The organism is Tenacibaculum sp. IB213877 (assembly GCF_034043975.1).
Classification (GTDB): domain Bacteria; phylum Bacteroidota; class Bacteroidia; order Flavobacteriales; family Flavobacteriaceae; genus Polaribacter.
This window is the reverse complement of sequence record NZ_JAXCHH010000004.1, coordinates 188436-210178: the sequence shown is the minus strand read 5'-3', so window position 1 is coordinate 210178 and position 21743 is coordinate 188436. Positions and strand designations below refer to the sequence as shown.

The window sequence follows — 21743 nt, the reverse complement described above, 5'->3', positions numbered from 1 at the left end:
TATGCCTTTTATTGAACAAAATGATTTAGTTAAGTTATATGATGAAATTGAAGATCTTACAGAAAAAAAAGAAGAGCTAAGAAAAGGGTATATTGATCTAAAACTAGAAAATAACAAGCTTCTAAAAAAAGAAAAAATAAAAACTATTATACTAGTAGTATTGTTATTAGTGCTATTGTTTTTTGGTTTTATGCTATATCAACTAAAAAAAGGTTCACATAATGATTCTTTTGATAAGAATGAGTTTTTAAATCAAAAAATAGATAGTATAGAAGAGGTTTATTCTGCAAGACAAGAAGAAGATTTAATAGAAGAAAAGCATGATCTTATTTACACAATACAAATAGGAGCTTTCAAAGAATTAAACATACGTACTTTTGATGAAGAAGAATTAAAGAATTTTTTAAAAATTCCAAATAAAGACTTATATACGTATTCAATAGGGCAATTTTATACCTTTAACCAAGCAAACATTTTTTTAAGCGAAATAAAAAAAATAGGAATCAAAGATGCGTTTATTTTACCTCTTAAAAACAATGAAAGAATAAGTTTAAAAGAAGCTAAAGAAGAGGAGAATAATAAATAATTTGTAAGTGATTTATTTTGAAAAACTACATTAAAGCAGCTCGTTTACGAACATTACCACTATCAGTTTCTGGAATTATTGTTGGAAGTGCATTAGGCTATGAATTCGCATATTTAAATAATCCAAATTGTATAAAAGGTTACTTTTGGTTGACTCCAATTTTCTGGCTAGCAATCTTAACCACTATAGGTTTCCAAGTACTATCAAATTTTGCGAATGATTATGGTGATGGGGTCAAAGGAACAGATGCTGAGAGAGAAGGAGAACAACGTATGGTAGCGTCTGGAGCCATTTCGCCTAAGCAAATGAAAACTGCAATGATTGTAACCACAATCTTAACATTAATTGTTGCATTGCTTTTAATTTATGTTTCCTTCGGAAAAGACAATTTTTTATATTCCTTATTATTTTTTGGTTTAGGAATTGCTTCCATAGCTGCAGCAATCAAATATACAGTAGGGAAATCAGCCTATGGTTATAGTGGTTTTGGTGATGTGTTTGTATTTATTTTCTTCGGATTATTAGCAGTGGTAGGAACGTATTTTTTATACACTAAACGACTTAATTTCACCATTTTTTTACCGGCATTTTCAGTTGGATTATTATCAACAGCGGTATTAAATTTAAACAATATGCGCGATCGAAAAAATGATGCAAAAGCAGGAAAAAATACACTAGTGGTTAAGATAGGAAGTGAGTTTGCAAAATACTATCATTATTATTTAATCATCGCTTCATTTTTATTTGCGATGTTATATGTGGTAATCCATTTTCATAGTCCGCAACAATTTTTATTTGTGCTAGCCTATATTCCATTGATAAAACACATCATTTTTGTCTCTAAGAATAAAAACGAAGCGTTATTAGATGGAGAATTAAAAAAAGTGGCATTAAGTACTTTTTTATTCTCGATACTTTTTGGTCTAGGTAACGTTTTGTAAATTGCAATACAACTAAATTTCTTAAAAATTTATGAAAATTACTTTTTACGGTCATGCTTGTTTCGGAATTCAAGCAGGCAATACGCACATCTTAATAGATCCGTTTATTACAGGAAATCCGTTAGCTTCACATATCAATATTAATGATATCAAGGCCGATTATATTTTACTAACACATGCACATCAAGATCATGTGTTAGATGTTGAGGCTATTGCCGAAAGAACAGGAGCAACTATAGTATCAAATTATGAAATAGTGGCGTATTATGGAGCAAAAAATTTAAAAGGACACCCTGTAAATCATGGAGGAACTTTTAAAACAGATGATTTCTGTGCTAAATATGTAAACGCTATTCATACATCTTCTTTTGCAGACGGAACGTACGGTGGGCAACCTGGAGGATTTGTAATTACTGCCGAAAAAATTTCTATGTATTTTGCAGGAGATACTGCATTAACTATGGACATGAAATTAATACCAATGCATAATAAATTGGCATATGCCATTTTTCCTATAGGAGATAATTTTACGATGGGAGTTGATGATGCAATGTTAGCAAGTGATTTTGTGGAGTGTAACAGAGTCATTGGTTGTCATTACAATACATTCCCGCCTATACAAATTGATACAAAAGCGGCTCAAGACAAGTTTAAAAGAAGTCAAAAAGAATTAATTTTATTAGAAATAGGAGAGTCTATTGAAATATAGTGAATGAAAACAATTAAAATTATTTTAGGAATTATTACGCTCTTAGTTTTGGTGTTTTTTTCAACTGGACTCATAGTTAAAGAAACAAAATATACTACACAGGTCAACATCAATAAATCATTAGAAGAGGTTTTTACAAAGTTCAATGATCCTTCAAATATCAAAGAATGGATTCCAGAATTTAAATCTATAGATACCCTTGAGGAAAAACCAGGTAAAATAGGAAGTACTTACAAGTTAGTGGTTGATAATAAAGGAGAAGAAGTAGTTTTAAACGAAAAAGTACTGGCTTATGTACCAAATGAAAAAGTAACCTTGTATTATAATGCCGGAGATATGCTTAAGACGGATGATTATACTTTTAGTCATGCCAACGGTGTTACTACTATTGTAAACAAATCTAGTTGTAAGAGTAATAAATTTTTATTGAGCTGTTTATTTCCTTATTTTAAATCAACATTTAAACAACAAGATCAAGGATATTTAAATAATTTTAAAGACTTTGTTGAAAAACAATAGTTTATTGCCTTTCAAAAACTGTGATAAAAGCGAGTTTTCAAAAATATATTTTAGAGTTTAAGCGTCCGAGTGGTACTTCACGTGGAGTTTTAAAAACTAAAGAAACCTATTTTTTGACTTTACAAGAAGATGGAAAGCAAGGAGTAGGAGAATGCGGATTGTTTAGAGGTTTAAGTGTAGATGATAAACCCGATTATGAAGAAAAGCTACATTGGGTTTGTGATAATATAAATAGAGGATTGAAATTTTTATTGGAAGAACTAGCAAGCTTCCCATCAATTCAATTCGGTTTAGAACAAGCTTTTTTATCATTACAAAGTGATGATAAATTTTTATTATTTCCTTCGGATTTTACTTCTGGCACAGCATCTATCAATATCAACGGATTAATTTGGATGGGAGATAGAGATTTTATGAAATCTCAAATCCAACAAAAAATTAAAGACGGCTTTTCATGCATAAAAATGAAAATCGGTGCTATTGATTTTGATGAAGAAATCAATCTATTGAAGTTTATCCGTAGTCAATTTTCAGCAAAAGATATAGAGTTGCGCGTTGATGCAAACGGAGCTTTTGCTCCATCAGAAGCCTTAGAAAAGTTACAACGCTTATCAGAATTTGATTTGCATTCTATCGAGCAACCCATAAAACAAGGGCAATGGCAAGAAATGGCCAGTTTGTGTAAAAAAACACCATTACCAATTGCTTTAGACGAAGAATTAATTGGTGTTTTTTCTGTAACAAAAAAGCAAGAATTACTACAAACTATTAATCCACAATACATTATCTTAAAGCCAAGTTTAGTCGGTGGTTTTGGAGGAAGTGAAGAGTGGATTCGATTGTCTGAAAAGCAAAATGTTGGATGGTGGATAACTTCCGCATTAGAAAGCAATATTGGACTCAATGCTATTGCGCAGTGGACGTATACATTAAATAGTAATATGCCTCAAGGGTTAGGAACGGGAGGTTTATTTACTAATAATTTTGAGAGTCCGTTAGAGGTATCAAAAGGAAATTTACAATACAATCCAGCTAAAAAGTGGGATTTTAATTTATAAACTATGAATTTTATACAACAAGCTTATAAAGGAAAAAATGAATGGTATCACTACTTTGCTGCTATTTTGCTCGTATTTGTTGGTTGGCAAATAATAGGAATCATTCCATTGGTAATCGGCGCTGTTCTACATTCAAGTGATCTAGGAGAATTAATGGAAGCCGCAGGAAACAACTTTATGACCTTAGGTATCGATAAAAACCTATTCTTGTTTTTAATGATTCTTATGTTTGCTTTGGGTTTGTTGACTTTGATTTTATGTGTAAAATATATCCATAGGCGTAAGGTAAAAACGTTGATTACTAGCAGAAATAAAGTTGATTGGAAACGTTTTTGGTTTGCCCTTTTATTATGGGGAGGTATTGCTTCTTTGGTAACATTAGCAGGAGTGTTTTTGATGCCGGAAAATATAATAGCTAACTTTAAACCTATTCCTTTCTTTACATTATTAGCCGTTTCAGTATTGTTTTTGCCGTTACAAACAAGTTTTGAAGAATTGCTGTTTAGAGGCTATTTTATGCAAGGTTTTGGTACATGGTTTAAAAATAGATGGTTGCCTTTAATTTTAACCTCGGTAATTTTTGGATTGATGCATGGAGCAAATCCAGAAGTGGAAAAGTTAGGGTATATTTCAATGGTGTTTTACATTGGTACCGGATTGTTTTATGGTATCACAACATTGATGGATGAAGGAACAGAACTAGCTTTGGGTTTACACGCTGCTAATAATATTATTGTTGCTATTTTGGTGACTACTGATTGGACTGCTTTTCAAACTGATGCGTTGTATATTGATACCTCTGAGCCTTCTGTAGGTTTTGAAATGTTTTTACCGGTTTTTGTATTGTATCCATTGATGTTATTGATTTTTTCAAGAAAATATGGATGGAAAAACTGGCAAGAAAAGTTGTTGGGAAGGATTGAAAAACCATTCATTAAAGAAGAAAGTTTTTAGACTTGTCATTACTGCGAAAGCAGGAATCTGTTTTTATGGAAAAACAAATGCATCATAGCGATTTTCAATTAAATGGACAGTCATTTTCTTCGGTTGATGAATTGTTGAACTATTCACAGCAGTTGAATCCTTCTATTTTTAATTTTCTTACTGATTGGTTTTCTTCGGATGATTATATTGTTGTGCAAACATCAGGCTCAACAGGAAAACCTAAACCCATTCAGCTTAAGAAAGAATATATGAAAAACTCAGCCAAAGCTACTGGTGAGTTTTTTAATTTAAAAAAAGGAACCACTGCTTTATTATGTTTATCTACTGATTACATAGCAGGAAAAATGATGTTGGTTCGTGCGCTAACTTTAGGTTGGGAACTTGATGTGGTAGAAGTAGATTCAAATCCGTTATCTCAAATTGATAAAGTATATGATTTTTCTGCAATGGTACCCATGCAATTGCAAAATTCTCTAGCAGATTTGCATAAAGTAAGAAAGCTCATTGTTGGCGGAGGAGTGGTTTCTAACGAGCTTATCAATAAAATACAAGATGTAAAAACAGAAGTTTTTGCTACATACGGAATGACGGAAACGATTACTCATATTGCAGTCAAAAAACTCAATAATTTTACAATCACTCCGGTTTTTTATGAAGTGTTACCTAATGTAACCATTTATAAAGATCAACGGAACTGTTTATTAATTGAAGCTCCAAAAGTGAGTGATGAATTAATTGTAACCAATGATGTTGTTGAGTTGATTTCTGATACACAATTTGAGTGGTTGGGTAGATTTGATAACGTAATTAATTCGGGAGGAGTAAAATTGTATCCTGAGAAAATCGAAGAGAAACTATCAAAAATCATTTCTGAACGATTTTTTGTTGCAGGCATTCCTGATGGGGTTTTAGGAGAGAAATTGATTTTAGTTGTGGAAGGTATTACCTCAGGTGAAGTCGAGAAGTCTTTATCAGTCCTTGAAGGTCTTTCAAAATACGAAAAACCTAAAGCTATTTATTTTGTTGAGAGCTTTATAGAAACCGAGACAAAAAAAATCCAACGTAAAAAAACGCTGGATTTAATATCTTTTTAATTCTATTTTATCTTATCTATCAACGTCTAAAAAACGTTTGCTATCAAAAGCTTCTTTGTATTCGTTTAACGATAAACCAAATCGTTCTGCATTATAATTAGCTTCTTTGTCAATTTTATACAATTTTCTTTTTCGTTTAATTTCCATAGAGTTTGCCACTACAAAAACAGAATCTGCAGTAACCTTTGTAATTTTTAAAGTAGAGTAAGCATTATCTGAAGATTTATAATCTATAATGTCATTTACTTGTGGTGAGTTGATATAATCAACTACATTATTATCATGTTGTTTGGCTGAATAAATACCGAAAGCTATTAAAGCACCAATAACCAAAGAACCTGCCCAATGGGTGATAGGTGTTTTTGTATTTCTTTTTACATTGTCGTGTGCCAATTGTAATTGTTCGTTCATTTGCTTACGCTCATACGTAGCTTTACAATGATTGCATTCAGAAACCGCTTTTTTGCCTAATGGAAAAATAGGAATCCAATAAATATAAAAATATCTACCAAAAACACTAATAGTATGTGTGTTTTGTTGATTGCAGTGGTCGCATTTTACACCACTGACTTTTTCGCTGTGTAAGTGAGTTCCTTTAGTACCGTAGATAATCATGGTTAGAGGTTTATAGTCGAGGTAAATATATAGAAATATGTAGAAATAAAAAACCCAACCTTGAAAAGTTAGAGTTTAATAGTTTACTCATTAATATGTTGGTTTTACTTTTTAAATCAATCTGTTTACTCATTACTTATTTTTTTTAAACCTTATAATAAGTAGGTTTATATAAAATTTAAAACCTAAAACTATGCTAAAAAAACTATTTTATGTGTTGTTGTTGACAGTGTCAATGGTTTCACAAGCACAAGAAAAAATAATAAAAGGTATTGTTTCGGATGTGGCTGGACCGTTACCAGGAGTGTCAATTTTGGTTGAAGGAACAACTAATGGAACAGAGACAGATTTTGATGGAAACTATCAAATAAAAGCAGAAAAAGGGAGTGTATTGGTGTTTTCTTTTGTGGGAATGAAAACTGTAAGAAAAAAAGTTGGTAAATCAACAGTTATTAATGTTTTAATGGAAGAAGATAGTCTGTTAGAAGAAGTGGTTGTTACCAGTTTAGGAATTAAGAGAAGTTCAAAATCATTAGGTTATGCTTCTTCTGTAATAAGAATTAGAGGAAGAAATCAAATTCAAACTAGAGATTCATATAAAAAAATAAATGAAAATGAATTTAAGAAAACTGAATATTCACCTTTGTCTACTTTTTCTATAGATGTTGATAAAGCTTCTTATAGTAATATCAGGAGAATGATTAATAATGGACAAAAAATTCCAAAGGATGCTGTTAAAATAGAAGAAATGATTAATTATTTTGACTATAACTATCCGCAACCAAAAGGAGAGGATCCTTTCTCAATCAATACAGAAGTAGTTCAAACACCATGGAACAAAGACACTCGTTTGGTTAGAATTGGTTTAAAAGGAAAAGAATATAAACAAAATGATTTACCAGCATCTAACCTTACTTTTTTAATAGATGTTTCTGGTTCAATGGGAAACTCAAATAAATTACCGTTATTAAAATCTGCTTTTAGGTTATTGGTAAATCAATTAAGAGAACAGGATAAAGTAGCAATTGTTGTTTATGCTGGTGCAGCTGGAGTTGTTTTAGAGCCAACATCAGGAGTTAATAAAGAAAAAATTTTAACAGCTTTAAATAATTTAGAAGCAGGTGGGTCAACTGCTGGTGGTGAAGGAATTGAGTTGGCATATAAGTTGGCTGAAGAAAATTTTTCAAAAAAAGGAAACAACAGAGTGATTTTAGCAACAGATGGAGACTTTAATGTAGGGGCAAGCAGCAACGAATCTATGGAGAAGTTAATTGAAGAAAAAAGAAAGAGTGGAGTATTTTTATCTGTTTTAGGTTTTGGTTATGGAAATTATCAGGATGATAAATTAGAAATTTTAGCTGATAAAGGAAATGGTAATCACGCTTATATTGACACTATGCAAGAGGCTCAAAAAGTATTTGGTGAAGAGTTTGGAGGTACATTGTATACTATTGCAAAAGACGTTAAAATTCAGGTAGAATTTAATCCCAAAAAAGTCCAAGCTTATAGATTGATCGGTTATGAAAACAGATTGTTAAATGATGAAGATTTTGTTGATGATACAAAAGATGCGGGTGAATTAGGAAGTGGTCATACAGTTACTGCATTATATGAGGTAATTCCTGTTGGAGTTAAAAGTAGGTTTTTAAAGAAAATTCCAAAATTGAAGTACACTAAAAATTTAATAGAGAAGAATTTTAGTGATGAATTGTTTACTGTGAAAGTTCGATATAAGAAACCATCAGGAACAAAAAGTAAAGAATTGGTTAAAGTGATAAAGGATAATGTTGTTAATCCTACTAGTGATATGAATTTTGCATCAGCTGTAGCTTTATTTGGTATGTATTTAAGAAAATCAGAATATAAAAATGGAGCAAAAGTTAAAGATATACTTGAGTTAGCTCAAAACGGGAAAAAGGGCGATGAATTTGGTTATAAAGCAGAGTTTATAAGGCTAGTGAAAAGTATGTAACAAAAAAGCCAGTGATTCACTGGCTTTTTAAAATTCTTACTCTTCCATTGAATGGTAAACCGAGTTTACATCATCATCTTCCTCTAAGCGTTCTAATAACTTGTTTACCTCTTCTTTTTGTTCGTCAGTCAAGGCAGTTGTGGTCGCTGGAATTCGTTCAAATTCTGAAGAAATAATTTCAATGTTATTTTCTTCTAAATATTTTTGTATTGATCCGAATTGATTAAAAGGCGCATATAACATCACACTGTTGTCTTCTTCATCAGTGAAAACTTCTTCTACTTCAAAATCAATCATCTCCATTTCAAAATCTTCTAAATCCATACCAAGGCTATCTTCTTTTACTTTGAAATTTACCACATGGTCAAACATAAAAGCAACAGAACCCGAGGTACCTAAGTTTCCGTTACATTTGTTAAAAGCAGCACGTACATTAGCCACCGTACGATTGTTATTGTTAGTAGCTGTTTCTACTAAAACAGCTATTCCGTGAGGCGCATAACCTTCAAATAATACCTCTTTATAGTTTTCGGTATTTTTATCACTTGCTTTTTTTATAGCACGTTCTACGTTGTCTTTAGGCATGTTAGCTGCCTTTGCGTTTTGAATTACAACACGTAAACGCGAGTTGGTTTCAGGGTTAGGACCGCCTTCTTTAACGGCCATAACAATATCTTTACCAATACGTGTAAAGGTTTTGGCCATTGCTGACCATCGTTTCATTTTTCTTGCCTTTCTAAACTCAAATGCTCTTCCCATTTCTGTTTTTATTTATTATTACAATTGCTATTGTAAAACTCTACAGCTTCTACAATATCTTTATTTTTATATTCTTTGTTTTTTATTTTTTTTACTAATTCAGGACAGTCTTCAAAATATTTAAGTAAGCCTTTTTTAATACTTTTCCTTCCAACAGTAATGCTCTTAGCTCCAATAAATTCGACTAAATTACTTTCGTTATTTCCAATATAGAAGTTTGCACCTTTGTAGTTGTATGTTGCTGATAGAGGAAAAGTACTAGGATTACCTAGGCTTGTTTCATGCTCTAATTTATAGAGAGAGGCTTTACCCACAACAACTACTTTTAATAATTTAATTTTACCTTTTTTCTTTCCTTTAATGATTTTATAATGATATTCAGAATCTTTACCATCTTCATTAATAATAACTTTCTTAATTTTTTTATAAGATAATTCAGATGTTTCTTTGTCCGTAATTTTTTTCTTAAACTTTATTTTTGAATTCTTGATTTTTAAATAACCTTTTTCAGATCTTCCATCTCTGTAAAATAAATTCCCTGATTCAAAAAAAGATTGACTAAAACAACTTAATGAACATATAAAAATTAATATAAATAAAATTTGCTTCATAAATAAAGTAAATACTTAAACTTGAATAACTCCCAAATTAAAAGGTTTCTCTATAGGAGCATGATTTGCTGCTTCAATTCCCATAGAAACCCATTTTCTGGTATCTAACGGATTGATCACTGCATCTGTCCATATTCTTGCAGCTGCATAATATGGAGAGATTTGCTCATCATAGCGAGACTTTATTTTGTCAAATAATTCGGCTTCTTTTTCCTTGGTGATCTCTTCGCCTTTTTTCTTTAAAGCGGCAGTTTCTATTTGTAATAAAACCTTAGCAGCAGAGGCTCCACTCATAACAGCTAATTCTGCACTTGGCCATGCAGCTATTAATCTTGGGTCATAAGCCTTACCACACATTGCGTAGTTTCCTGCTCCGTAAGAATTTCCCACTACAATAGTAAATTTTGGAACTACAGAGTTGCTTACAGCGTTTACCATTTTAGCTCCGTCTTTAATAATTCCTCCGTGTTCAGATTTGCTTCCAACCATAAATCCTGTAACGTCTTGTAAAAATACTAGCGGAATTTTTTTCTGATTACAATTGGCAATAAAACGAGTAGCTTTATCGGCAGAATCAGAATAAATAACTCCTCCGAATTGCATTTCACTTGGTTTAGTTTTAGCTCCTTTAGATTTTACAATTTTACGTTGATTAGCCACAATACCAACTGCCCAACCATCAATACGAGCATAACCTGTAATAATTGTTTGTCCGTATCCTGCTTTATATTCATCAAATTCAGAATTATCAACTAAACGCTCTATGATTTCCATCATGTCATATTGTTCGTTGCGAGCCTTTGGTAAAATTCCGAAGATTTCATTTTCATCTTTTCTCGGTGGATGAGCTTCTGAGCGGTTGTATCCCGCTTTTTCAAAATCACCGATTTTGTCCATTACGCTTTTAATTCTGTCTAAAGCGTCTTCATCGTCTTTTGCTTTGTAATCAGTAACTCCAGAAACTTCACAGTGTGTTGTTGCTCCACCTAAGGTTTCGTTGTCAATACTTTCTCCAATAGCAGCTTTTACCAAGTAGCTTCCTGCTAAAAAGATGCTTCCAGTTTTATCAACAATCAACGCTTCATCGCTCATAATAGGTAAGTAGGCACCACCTGCCACACAGCTTCCCATAACAGCAGCAATTTGAGTAATTCCCATGCTGCTCATTACTGCATTATTCCTAAAAATTCTTCCGAAGTGCTCCTTGTCCGGAAAAATTTCATCCTGCATAGGTAAATATACTCCAGCTGAATCTACTAAATAAATAATAGGAAGTTTGTTTTCAATGGCTATCTCCTGAGCTCTTAAATTCTTTTTTCCGGTGATTGGAAACCAAGCTCCGGCTTTAACAGTAGCGTCATTGGCAACTACTATACATTGTTTGCCTTTAACGTACCCTATTTTTACAACCACTCCACCAGACGGACAGCCACCATGCTCTTTATACATGCCTTCGCCTGCAAAAGCACCGATTTCTATGGAATTTGAATTTTTGTCAAGTAAATAATCAATACGTTCACGAGCAGTCATTTTGCCTTTTTCATGATGTTTGGCAATACGCTTTTCGCCACCGCCTAATTTTACTTTGGCTAATTTTTGACGTAATTCAGAAACTAATAATTTATTGTGGTCTTCGTTCTTGTTGAAGTTGATGTCCATAGTTGTTTGTTTGGTTCGCTAAAATAAGAAAATAGCTTAAAACCATCAATGGTAAATCTATTCGTATGATTTGATAATTTTATCTACTGATTTTTCTATTTTTTCGTTATTCAAAGCTTTTTCTAAGCGCCAAGGTTCGGCAACTCTTTCTTTGCAATTGCTTACCGAGCAAGTTTCGCAAGTAACGCCTACCAATCGTTTTTTAAAAGTATCTTCTTTAAAAAACTGAAGTTTCCTTTTTAAATGAGGAGATAAAAGTAATCCAATACTTATGCTTCTGTAAATGTCCTTTTTAAAAGGATCTTTGTTGGCAGCTGCTAATACTAAATATTCATTATTGGAGTTTTCATAAGATGAAATTTGAATTCCAAAAGCAGATTTTTGTTGAGGTGAATGTTTAAAATCCTCAATGGTTTTTAAAGAAATCCATCTTCTGCAATAATGTTCATTGTTTCTATTGGCATGAGGAGATTGTTGCTGAGTAATATGAAGTTCTTTACTTAATCTATAAGTGTTGGAATTGTCTTTATGTGTAAAACGTAAAAAAAACAAATTTTTGATGTTAAACACCTTTGGTAAAATGTTGGTCAAACGCTGATAAAAGGTTTCGTCTGAACAGTTGTAGCTTTTAATAATTTTATGTAAACGCAAAGGTTGCCATTCTTCTTGTGCAAAAAGAGCGGTTAGTTTTTCTGATAGACTTTCTTTTGGGATAATTAATGCACCAGCAAAATAGGATGCTATAAAGTTGTTTAAAACCTGATCAAAACTGTCAAATTTTATCCACGGAAAAGTGTACAGTCTGTCTTCAATTTCTAAGAAGTTATAGGCAATTTCTTTGGCGTAAATAAATGTTTTTTGGGCTTCAGTGATATCATTACTGAGTAATAAAGTCTTATTCTTTGGAATGAAAATGTTTCTAAGCTCAATTAGATCTTTGTGTTTAGAAAGCTCTTTGGTATCAATTTTATAATTGAACTCTTCCATCAAAATTTCTTCCAAATCAGTAGAAGTAATTCTTTTACTCAAATCTAATTGATAGGCCTTGGCAAACTTCTCAACACTTTCTTCAATATCTTCAAAATAATTGTTATGAGCTTCTTGGTAGGAGCGAAGTGAAGCAAGGAAAAAGCTTTCTCTTGTTAGATTATAATTCTGGGCAATTTTAATAATGGTGCTGATGAATGCATTGACTTTTGCAGGAGCATTGGCAACAATATCGATTAAATTGTTTTCTTGAATTCCAAATAGATCTAACGGAATTTCTTTTAAAATTTTTGATTGTAAAATCTCACCAATAGGAGCTAAGTTCTTGTCAAGTTTCAAAGAAACTAAATGATCATAAGGAACTTCTAAACTTTCAGCAAGAATAACAATTTTATCTGTTTTAGGATATTTTTTTCCTTTTTCAATCTCGTTCAAGTATGATTTTGATAAACCTGTCAATTTTGCCAACCCAAATAAAGATAGCTTTTTGTCGGTTCTTATTTGTTTTAGTTTAAGCCCGAAAATAAGGCGGATATAGTCGTCTTCCATAATCATAAATCAAATATAAAAACAAAAGCGAACAATAAAAAAATAAAATTTTTACAAAAAATAGCGAACGTTCGCTTGTGGCGTTCAAAATTATTTCATAAACTTGTAGTGTAATTTTAAAACAACACAACATCATGGAGGCAAATGTAATAGCAAAAGGGATTCATTTTAAGGGATTTAATCAGCAGGACTATGCAAATGTTTTAACAAAAGAAGCAGTTGATTTCTTAATTGCGTTACATCAAAAATTTGATAAGAGAAGATTATCATTGTTAGAAGATAGAGAGGTAACGCAAGCATATTTTGATGCAGGGAATTATCCAAATTTCCCTGAAGAGACGAAAGAAGTAAGAGAGTCAGATTGGGTTTGTGCTCCGCTTCCGAAAGATTTATTAGATAGAAGAGTTGAAATTACAGGGCCGGTGGAACGTAAAATGATTATTAATGCATTAAATTCTGGTGCAAAAACGTTTATGGCCGATTTTGAAGATAGTAATTCGCCAACAATTGAAAACATATTAAACGGTCAGCAAAATTTATTTGATGCAAATACGAAATCGATTTCGTATTATAATGAAGTGAAAGATAAAACCTATAGCCTAAATGATGAAACAGCAGTTTTATTGGTTAGACCACGAGGATTGCATTTAAATGACAAACATTTTGAAGTGGAAGGTGAGCAAATGTCAGGTTCGCTAGTCGATTTCGGATTGTATTTCTTTCATAATATTAAAACCTTATTAGAGCAAGGTTCTGCCACTTATTTTTATTTACCGAAGCTTGAGCATTATTTAGAGGCACGTTGGTGGAATGATGTTTTTGTGTTTGCTCAAGAGTATGTTGGAGTTCCTCAAAAAACAATCAAAGCTACTGTTTTAATTGAAACGATTACTGCAAGTTTTCAGCTAGATGAAATCATTTTTGAGTTGAAAGATCATATGGCAGGATTAAACTGTGGGCGTTGGGATTATATTTTCTCATACATCAAAAAATTTAGAAATCATAAAAACTTTGTAGTTCCAAACCGTGATCAGGTAACGATGAGTTCACCTTTTATGAAGGCGTATTCGTTACGTGTAATTCAGCGTTGTCATAAACGTGGCGTACATGCTATGGGAGGTATGGCGGCTCAAATTCCTGTGAAAAATGATGATGCTGCAAATGAAAAAGCATTTACTAAAGTGTACAATGATAAATTACAAGAAGTTAAAAATGGGCATGATGGAACATGGGTAGCGCATCCAGGATTGGTAAAAGTAGCGATGGATGTTTTTAATGAATATATGCCGGAAGCTAACCAAATTGCTAATAAAAGGGAAGATTTATCAATCACCGAAGAACAATTGGTTGAAGTACCTGGTGGAACGATTACAGAAGAGGGAATCAGAAAAAATATTAACGTAGGTATTTTATATATCGAGAGTTGGTTGTCGGGTAACGGAGCAGCAGCGTTGTATAATTTAATGGAAGATGCTGCTACAGCAGAAATTTCAAGAACTCAAGTATGGCAATGGATAAAAAATTCAGAGATGCTTGAAGATGGAAGAACTTTGACAAGACCAATGTATGAAGGTTATAGAAATTCAGAAATAAATAAAATAAAAACCTTGGTAGGAGAAGAGGCTTTTAAAAACGGAAAGTTTGAACTAGCAATTCAGTTATTTGATGATTTGGTAGTATCTGAAGATTTTACTGAGTTCTTAACACTACCAGCATATCAATATTTATAAAAAGAAAAAGCCCCCAAAATGCGGCAACATTATAAGGGGCAAGCTATTAATAAATCAATAACTTATAACAACACAAAATTATGAAAAATTTAGCACAAGCTAGTTATGGTTCTGCATTAGAAACCGTAAAAATGTTGAAAGAAAAATACGGTAATACATGGAATGCAGTTAGTGCTCACAACGCTGCAAGAATGATAACTCAAAACCGTTTTAAAACAGGTTTAGACATCGCTAAATATACTGCATCTATCATGCGTAAAGACATGGCGGCATATGATGCAGATCCTTCAAATTATACACAATCTTTGGGCTGCTGGCACGGATTTGTGGCACAACAAAAAATGATTGCAGTTAAAAAGCATTATAAAACAACCGATAAAAAATATTTGTACTTATCAGGTTGGATGGTTGCGGCATTACGTTCAGAATTTGGTCCGTTACCAGATCAATCCATGCATGAAAAAACAGCAGTTCCGGCACTTATTGAAGAAATTTATGATTTCTTGCGTCAAGCAGATGCTATAGAGCTTAATGATTTATATAGAAGATTAGAAGCTGGAGAAGATGTTCAAGCTGAGATTGATAATTTTGAAACGCACGTAGTGCCTATTATTGCTGATATTGATGCTGGTTTTGGAAACGAAGAAGCTACTTATTTATTAGCAAAAAAGATGATTCAGGCGGGAGCATGTGCTATTCAAATTGAAAATCAAGTTTCTGACGCTAAGCAATGTGGACATCAAGATGGAAAAGTAACGGTGCCACACGAAGATTTTATAGCAAAATTAAATGCAGTTCGATATGCATTTTTAGAGTTGGGGGTTGAAGATGGGGTAATTGTTGCCAGAACAGATTCTGAAGGAGCAGGTTTAACTCAAAAGTTACCGGTAAGCAAAGAACCAGGAGACTTAGCTTCAAAATATTTAGATTTTATAGAGGCTGAAGAAGTTACTTTGGCAGATGTTGCTGATAATGATGTATTATTAAAAAGAGATGGTAAGTTGGTTCGTCCAGTACGCTTACCAAACGGATTGTACAAATTTAAAGACGGGTCAAACATTGATAGAGTGGTGTTAGATTGTATTACAAGTTTACAAAATGGTGCTGATCTATTATGGATTGAGACTCCAACGCCTCATGTTGGTCAAATTGCGCATATGGTAAACAGAGTGAGAGAAGTAGTGCCTAATGCTAAATTAGTGTATAATAATTCACCTTCATTTAATTGGACATTGAATTTCCGTCAGCAAGTGTACGATGCTATGGTAACAGCAGGAGAAGATGTTTCTGCTTATGACAGAAATAACTTAATGGAAGTTGTTTATGATGCTTCTGAATTATCAAAACGCGCTGATGAGAAAATTCGAAGTTTCCAAATGGATGGTGCAAAAGAAGCAGGTATTTTCCACCATTTAATTACGCTTCCAACCTATCATACTACAGCATTACATATGAATGATTTAACTGAAGGTTATTTTGGTGAAGAAGGAATGCTAGCTTATGTAAAAGGTGTGCAAAGACAAGAAATTCGTAAAGGAGTAGCTTGTGTAAAACACCAAAGAATGGCAGGTTCTGATCTGGGAGATGATCATAAAACATTCTTTTCAGGAGATAATGCATTAAAAGCGGGAGGATCTAAAAACACCTCTAATCAGTTTGAAAATAAAAAGAAATCAACTACACGCTCAGAAGAAGAGCCAGTAGCAGTATAAAAACACTAAAACTGTAGGGGTTTTAGTTAGTTGTTTGTTTACATATATTTCTAATTTGAAGTAAAAACGCTACCAATTTGGTAGCGTTTTTCTATGTTAAGGCTTTTTACTTCCTCAGCAGGGAGAAGTGCCCTTTTTTATTTTTGATATTTCCGTTGTTATCGATAAGTTGTATGTTAAACCAATAATCGTTAGAAGGTAGTGGTTTTCCGTTGTAGAGTCCGTTCCATCCTTCACTATCAATAGGGAAGCTAGCTAGTGTTTTACCATGTCTATCAAAAATATAAACAGTACTTTGTGGGTAAAAATCGGTATTAGCTCCTTTGATGGTCCAAGTGTCATTATATCCATCATTATTAGGGGTGAAGAACTTAGGGAATTCAATGACTGAGACTTCAATTTGGGCAAGGCCACAACCGTTTTTATCTCGTACTAAAATGGTATATATTCCTCCTTCTAAACCTTCAAAATAGGGTTCGTCTTGGAAGTTTTGTACAATAAAACCTTGTTCGTTTTGAAGTGCAAATTCATAATCTCCTACACCTAAATTATTATCTTCATTATTGATAGAGATGGAGTTGTTGTTAGAATCATCTATAATAGTAATATCCTCTTCTTCAATAGAAGCGATGATAGATTCTTCTACAATAATAGTTCTGGTACGAGTACAGCCAGTAGTTGTATTGGTAGCAGTTATATGATAGTGTCCGCCAACATCCACATTTAATTGCTCTGTTGTACCCAATACTGTAGGATCTGTATCTTTTGTCCAGATGTAATCATACGTTCCGTTAGGATTTTCTACTTGTAAAACTACCGGAGGATTGTTTAAACATACAATTTGTGGAGAGGTTACCTGAAAATCAGGAAGTGGATTGATAATAATGTCAAAAAAAGTATCATCATTTACACATCCTGTATCATTGTAAACTACTCTTATATATATGCGTTGCGGATTGCTGATATTGGTATATGCACTAGTTTCTGTATCAGGAATTACATCTGTATTATTAATAGCTCCATCTTGGGTTAAGTGATAGGTGATGGTAAAATCATCGTGTTGAGCTACGGGGTAATTTGTTAAAATTTCCGTTTCTTTAGTAGTTAAATCGATAGTTTGAATAATACCATTGGTATCATCGCTATCATCATCATTATCACATTCGGATATGTTAGAAATATCAGTAAGTAAGATGTTAGGTTCAGGTTGCACACGGATAAGCAATGAGTTAATTCCATAACGACAACCGGTTACGTTGTTTAAAATACTAATCCATAGTGTTTCTTCTCCTATATTGTCGGTTACCGTAGTGGTAAGAGGGTTGTTGTCATAACTAATTTTATTTACCGGATTCACACCGTCAATAGCATCCTGTTGTGATGTGTGATAGCTAACCTCAAACTGAGCAGGATCTCTACCGTCAAGGATTTCAGCATCTTTTACACTTAAATCGATTTGTTGTTCTAATCCATTACGTGTGTCATTATCAACAGCACCGGTATCACATACTTCAAGAGGCTGAATTGTATTGTTGATAGTAGGTAGTGGATTTATAACAATATCAAACGATAGATGATCGTTAAAACAAGCTGTTGTATTGTTTTCAATTCTTACATATATGGTTTGTGTACTAACATCTCCAACAGTAAAACCTGCAGGAGCAGTATTTCTGAAGTTGGTGTCATTAGTAATAGGGTTGTTGCCCACATTTGCATCAGTTGAAGAAGTGTAAAAAGTAATGGTATAGTCTGCAGGGTTTTGAGTTCCTAAGATACCTGAGTTTTGTGTTGTTAAATCGATACCGACATTTTCTCCATCAGTATAACTTCCACTATCAAAATCATCACAGAGGGTAATGTTGTTAACAGGATTAGCTTCGGGAACGGGTTGCGCTAAGATATAGAGTTGACCAATACCTGTACAATCATTGTTTACTGTATTTATAATTTTAATGTAAATAGGTTGTTGTGTTGTAGCAGGAACATTCGTATTTCTGTAATTTGCTAAATCGGTTATTTGATTGATAACCGCATCTCTATCGGCTATAGTTTCAAAGAAAAGTATGTCTAGATCTTGTTGGATAGTCACAGGAAAAAGTGCTTTTACTTCATTTTCAGCATCGCTGATGTCAAAATAAGAAATACCATCGGTATCGTTATTATTAGCAGTATCATTTCCGTCAGTATCTAAGAAGTCGTCACATACTTGAAAAAGCCTGTCGTAAGCTACATCACCTGCATAGGAAACAGTAATATCTAGCTGAGAAATACGATAACATCCTTGTGAAGTAATGGTTCTTATCCATACGCTATCTCCGTCAGAAACATTGTAGGAATAGGTGTTGGTAATAGCATTGGTGTCAGCAATTGCATCTGCTTGTGTTGGATAGTAGATGAAAGTTTCGTTGGTATAATCGGCTGAAATATTGATTTCTGCTTGTGTTAAATTGACGTTTGTATTTAAATCGGCATCTGTATCACACTGAGTAAGTTGTGCAGGGTCATTGGTAATAACTGGTAGCGGATTTACAATTAAATTGAATGGTTCAAAGGTAGTACCGTTTTCAGAAACAGCACTACAATTGGGATTATCTACATTCTCCACACGTACAAAAATGGTTTGCTGGTTTGCTGTGGTATTACGGTAAGGGTTGTTTTTATCAATTACATCTGTAAGAGCATCGGTTTGCGCTCCAGTAAGTGTTGTGTGGTAGGAAACAGAATATTGAGTAGGAGATAGGCTTCCTAGTACTTCAATATCTTTAGTAGACAAAATAAAATTATTGAAAAATCCATCAGTATCTCCTCCATTAGCAGTATCATCACATTCAGCATAGTCGGTTGGTTGAGAGGGTTGAGGATATCCTGTAACTACTAAATTAAACTGTGTGGTATCATAGCAAGCATCGGGAGCATCAATATTATGGATACGAGCAAAAATGGTTTGTGAGCTGAATGCTGAGGGATTTGTATATGGATTAGGTAATGCGTTAGCCGTAACGTTATTATCTGCATCTGCTTGAGTTAAGAAATACAATACTTCAAATTGAGCAGAATCTTGAGTGCCTAATACTTGAGGAGTAACATCTGCTTGTAAATCAAAAATGTTGAAGCCGTCTCCATCAGTGTCGCAAAATAATAGGTCATTAGCAGTGTTAGCAATTGGAATAGGATAAAAAGTTATAACAACCTCATCAGTAGCAGTATTGTTATTTTCATCTGTTATGATTACTTTATAAATACCAGATAAATTGTTACTTATTTCTATAGTTGCATTAGTTTCTCCAGTTATGGTTGTAAATCCAGAGCCTGTGTCAACTTGCCATTCATAAGAAATAGCAGTTCCAGTTGTAGGTGTACCATCTAAAGTAACAATTGTGCCTTCACAGATATCTTGATCAAAACCAAGTTCTCCTGCAACAATGGAACAGTCTGTAGTACCAGAATTAGGTAACCCAAAATTTGTTTGTTCCAATTTTATTTGACCGTCAGCACCGTTAAAATTTGTAATAAGTAATATGTAAAACTCATCAGCTTGTGCATTTATAATAGTAAAGTTTTCTTGAGGAGCTCCATCATAACTACAATCAATAATATTAGTATTGTCTATATTATTTAAGTAAAAATTAGGATTAGAAGTGTTATTAGGGCACTCAATGGTGTTTCCAAATTGATCAAAACAATTTTCAGCTAATCTATCACAGTTAGAGTCTGATGTATTAAATGGACCCCAAGCAATGAAGTCAACATCTAGAGGAGTTCCAATAGCATTTCCATTAGAATCAAATTGAGTATTTTGGACAATTTGGAATTCTAAATCTCCTGTTTGATCAACTTTAATAAAAAACCAAGAAGGATTAGGAGTAGATATAAGACAGCCTATTGTTCCAGCTCCAGGCACGCCATCTGAAAAATCAACATTATCAAAAATTTTCACGCCAGTATTATCAGAGCACATAGGTTCTGCCCCTTCACATATAGGTGAACCATTTTGAGAAAAAAGACCACTGTTAAAACAAAGCAATAAAATAAATATTAAAGTAAATTTATTTTGTTTCATAAGTTTTTTTGCAATCTACATATTAATTGTGACAGATTGTTTATAATAAGTTAACAAAATTAAAAAATAACTAATTTATTAACTTTTAATCACATTATGGTTTATCTAAAATAGATAATAAAAATATTAAATGTAATGAAGAATAATTATATAATAAGATACAGAAAATATACCTAATATTCAAATAGAGATTAAAATATTATGCTAAAAAGTTGTATAGGAAAACTTATTTAATACGATAAATATTTATACCCTTAAAGAGTTATCAGGTTGTTATTTATTTAATAACTTCAATTCCATTTTAATATCACCGCGTTTATACGGTGAGTTTGGTTCCATAGCTACTTCAACAAAACCATATTTTCTGTAGATATAAATAGCATTTTCAAGAATTCGGTTAGAGTATAGTACTAGTTTTTCAAATTTGTTTTCTTTTGAAAAGTTAATACAATGTTGCATTAATTGTTGCCCTATTTTATGTCCGCGATGGTTTGGGGAAACGGCCATTTTTGTAAGTTCAAAAACATTTGTTTCTTCCATAGGCATTAAAGCGACTGTACCCACAACTTCGTTGTTGAGTTTAGCAAAAAAGATATGCCCGCCTTTGTTTACAATATACTTTTCCGGTTTGCTTAAAACTTCTTCGTCATAAGGTTCAACATAAAAATAGGTTGTTAGCCATTCTATGTTTAAATCATAAAAATTCTTAGCGTAAGAATTTTTATAGGTTACAATTTCTAAGTTACTACTGTTGTTCATTTTTACATGTTCTATAATTGCTGCACTAAAATCTTTTTTATCGAATTTTTTCTCTAAAATATTGATATGTTCTACCAATGAATTGGATGTTATAGAGGTATACTCTACAAGTGTATGTTCTATGCTTTTCCAAATCGGACTCATTTTTTCAATTAATTCTTTTCCTTTTTTTGATAGGGAAATAATCTTCTTTCTTTTATCGTTTTTATCTTCTTTTAAATTCACTAGTCCTTTTTTAACCAGTTTGTTAATGGCTTGTGTGGTAGCAGGTTGAGTGGTTTTTAAGCTTGAGTTGATTTCAGTATTCGTTACTTTTTCTTTATTCATAATAACTTTAAGAGTAGGAAACAAATACGGATCAAAATCAATATTAAATTCATCATACACCACTTGAGTTTCTCTCATTAAATATTCACTTAATCTTTTGAGTCTTGATCCCATTCCTGTTTCACCTAAACCTTGCAATGCATCCATATTA

General features: G+C 32.7%; 17 protein-coding genes. 10 read left to right on the top strand and 7 right to left on the bottom strand.

What is annotated here, in order from left to right; genetic code table 11:
- Position 1 precedes the first annotated feature (1 nt).
- From SLH33_RS04260 to SLH33_RS04230, 7 genes are read left to right on the top strand one after another with little or no spacing between them, the layout of a single operon-like run.
- The gene (locus SLH33_RS04260) at positions 2-586 is read left to right on the top strand and encodes an SPOR domain-containing protein (protein WP_320417835.1); all 585 of its coding nucleotides are present in this window, start codon (positions 2-4) and stop codon (positions 584-586) included.
- A gap of 17 nt (positions 587-603) precedes the next feature.
- A complete protein-coding gene (gene menA / locus SLH33_RS04255; RefSeq protein WP_320417834.1) occupies positions 604-1527 on the top strand; it encodes a 1,4-dihydroxy-2-naphthoate octaprenyltransferase in 924 nt (307 codons plus the stop codon).
- A 31-nt stretch (positions 1528-1558) separates the two neighbouring features.
- Positions 1559-2236, top strand: a complete 678-nt coding sequence (locus tag SLH33_RS04250) for a metal-dependent hydrolase (RefSeq protein WP_320417833.1) — start codon at positions 1559-1561, stop codon at positions 2234-2236.
- A 3-nt stretch (positions 2237-2239) separates the two neighbouring features.
- Entirely contained in the window at positions 2240-2755 is a 516-nt protein-coding gene (locus tag SLH33_RS04245; protein ID WP_320417832.1) for an SRPBCC family protein, read from the top strand.
- A 20-nt stretch (positions 2756-2775) separates the two neighbouring features.
- Complete coding sequence (locus SLH33_RS04240; protein ID WP_320417831.1) at positions 2776-3813, top strand: o-succinylbenzoate synthase; 1038 nt, start codon at positions 2776-2778, stop codon at positions 3811-3813.
- A 3-nt stretch (positions 3814-3816) separates the two neighbouring features.
- Entirely contained in the window at positions 3817-4767 is a 951-nt protein-coding gene (locus SLH33_RS04235) for a CPBP family intramembrane glutamic endopeptidase (protein WP_320417830.1), read from the top strand.
- A gap of 35 nt (positions 4768-4802) precedes the next feature.
- Positions 4803-5852: an AMP-binding protein gene (locus tag SLH33_RS04230; protein WP_320417829.1), complete on the top strand. Its 1050-nt coding sequence runs from the start codon at positions 4803-4805 to the stop codon at positions 5850-5852.
- Positions 5853-5864: 12 nt separating this feature from the next.
- Here the strand turns inward: SLH33_RS04230 and SLH33_RS04225 are convergent, their stop codons facing one another.
- On the bottom strand, positions 5865-6467 hold the full coding sequence (locus SLH33_RS04225; protein ID WP_320417828.1) for a zinc-ribbon domain-containing protein: 603 nt from the start codon (positions 6465-6467) through the stop codon (positions 5865-5867).
- Between the two features lie 193 nt (positions 6468-6660).
- Between SLH33_RS04225 and SLH33_RS04220 the strand changes: the two genes are divergently transcribed.
- Positions 6661-8439 carry a vWA domain-containing protein gene (locus tag SLH33_RS04220; RefSeq protein ID WP_320417827.1) on the top strand — a complete coding sequence of 593 codons (1779 nt, stop codon included), beginning with the start codon at positions 6661-6663 and terminating at the stop codon, positions 8437-8439.
- Positions 8440-8475: 36 nt separating this feature from the next.
- On the opposite strand, the gene SLH33_RS04215 is transcribed toward SLH33_RS04220, so the two are convergent.
- Genes SLH33_RS04215 through SLH33_RS04200 form a run of 4 tightly spaced genes read right to left on the bottom strand, consistent with a single transcriptional unit; the run spans position 8476 to position 13004 of the window.
- Positions 8476-9198 (bottom strand): YebC/PmpR family DNA-binding transcriptional regulator, encoded by a 723-nt coding sequence (locus SLH33_RS04215; protein WP_320417826.1) that lies wholly within the window; start codon positions 9196-9198, stop codon positions 8476-8478.
- Between the two features lie 8 nt (positions 9199-9206).
- A complete protein-coding gene (locus SLH33_RS04210) occupies positions 9207-9809 on the bottom strand; it encodes a hypothetical protein (protein ID WP_320417825.1) in 603 nt (200 codons plus the stop codon).
- Positions 9810-9824: 15 nt separating this feature from the next.
- On the bottom strand, positions 9825-11468 hold the full coding sequence (locus SLH33_RS04205) for an acyl-CoA carboxylase subunit beta (protein WP_320417824.1): 1644 nt from the start codon (positions 11466-11468) through the stop codon (positions 9825-9827).
- Positions 11469-11525: 57 nt separating this feature from the next.
- The gene (locus SLH33_RS04200; RefSeq protein ID WP_320417823.1) at positions 11526-13004 is read right to left on the bottom strand and encodes a helix-turn-helix domain-containing protein; all 1479 of its coding nucleotides are present in this window, start codon (positions 13002-13004) and stop codon (positions 11526-11528) included.
- A 134-nt stretch (positions 13005-13138) separates the two neighbouring features.
- On the opposite strand from SLH33_RS04200, the gene aceB reads away from it, so the two are divergent.
- A complete protein-coding gene (aceB, locus tag SLH33_RS04195) occupies positions 13139-14734 on the top strand; it encodes a malate synthase A (protein ID WP_320417822.1) in 1596 nt (531 codons plus the stop codon).
- Positions 14735-14814: 80 nt separating this feature from the next.
- Positions 14815-16446 (top strand): isocitrate lyase, encoded by a 1632-nt coding sequence (locus SLH33_RS04190; RefSeq protein ID WP_320417821.1) that lies wholly within the window; start codon positions 14815-14817, stop codon positions 16444-16446.
- 106 nt (positions 16447-16552) lie between these two features.
- Here the strand turns inward: SLH33_RS04190 and SLH33_RS04185 are convergent, their stop codons facing one another.
- Together SLH33_RS04185 and SLH33_RS04180 are read right to left on the bottom strand one after the other, a co-directional pair.
- Complete coding sequence (locus SLH33_RS04185) at positions 16553-20506, bottom strand: T9SS type B sorting domain-containing protein (protein ID WP_320417820.1); 3954 nt, start codon at positions 20504-20506, stop codon at positions 16553-16555.
- Between the two features lie 273 nt (positions 20507-20779).
- Positions 20780-21739 (bottom strand): bifunctional helix-turn-helix transcriptional regulator/GNAT family N-acetyltransferase, encoded by a 960-nt coding sequence (locus SLH33_RS04180; protein WP_320417819.1) that lies wholly within the window; start codon positions 21737-21739, stop codon positions 20780-20782.
- Positions 21740-21743 lie beyond the last annotated feature (4 nt).

Excerpts from the sequence above, each read along its gene's own strand:
- SLH33_RS04185 (WP_320417820.1), bottom strand. The coding sequence starts at position 20,506 with ATGAAACAAAATAAATTTACTTTAATATTTATTTTATTGCTTTGTTTT.
- SLH33_RS04260 (WP_320417835.1), top strand. The coding sequence starts at position 2 with ATGCCTTTTATTGAACAAAATGATTTAGTTAAGTTATATGATGAAATT.
- SLH33_RS04210 (WP_320417825.1), bottom strand. The coding sequence starts at position 9,809 with ATGAAGCAAATTTTATTTATATTAATTTTTATATGTTCATTAAGTTGT.
- SLH33_RS04220 (WP_320417827.1), top strand. The coding sequence starts at position 6,661 with ATGCTAAAAAAACTATTTTATGTGTTGTTGTTGACAGTGTCAATGGTT.
- SLH33_RS04180 (WP_320417819.1), bottom strand. The coding sequence starts at position 21,739 with ATGGATGCATTGCAAGGTTTAGGTGAAACAGGAATGGGATCAAGACTC.
- SLH33_RS04235 (WP_320417830.1), top strand. The coding sequence starts at position 3,817 with ATGAATTTTATACAACAAGCTTATAAAGGAAAAAATGAATGGTATCAC.
- SLH33_RS04250 (WP_320417833.1), top strand. The coding sequence starts at position 1,559 with ATGAAAATTACTTTTTACGGTCATGCTTGTTTCGGAATTCAAGCAGGC.
- SLH33_RS04205 (WP_320417824.1), bottom strand. The coding sequence starts at position 11,468 with ATGGACATCAACTTCAACAAGAACGAAGACCACAATAAATTATTAGTT.
- SLH33_RS04230 (WP_320417829.1), top strand. The coding sequence starts at position 4,803 with ATGGAAAAACAAATGCATCATAGCGATTTTCAATTAAATGGACAGTCA.
- SLH33_RS04200 (WP_320417823.1), bottom strand. The coding sequence starts at position 13,004 with ATGGAAGACGACTATATCCGCCTTATTTTCGGGCTTAAACTAAAACAA.
- SLH33_RS04215 (WP_320417826.1), bottom strand. The coding sequence starts at position 9,198 with ATGGGAAGAGCATTTGAGTTTAGAAAGGCAAGAAAAATGAAACGATGG.
- SLH33_RS04225 (WP_320417828.1), bottom strand. The coding sequence starts at position 6,467 with ATGATTATCTACGGTACTAAAGGAACTCACTTACACAGCGAAAAAGTC.
- SLH33_RS04190 (WP_320417821.1), top strand. The coding sequence starts at position 14,815 with ATGAAAAATTTAGCACAAGCTAGTTATGGTTCTGCATTAGAAACCGTA.
- aceB (WP_320417822.1), top strand. The coding sequence starts at position 13,139 with ATGGAGGCAAATGTAATAGCAAAAGGGATTCATTTTAAGGGATTTAAT.
- SLH33_RS04245 (WP_320417832.1), top strand. The coding sequence starts at position 2,240 with ATGAAAACAATTAAAATTATTTTAGGAATTATTACGCTCTTAGTTTTG.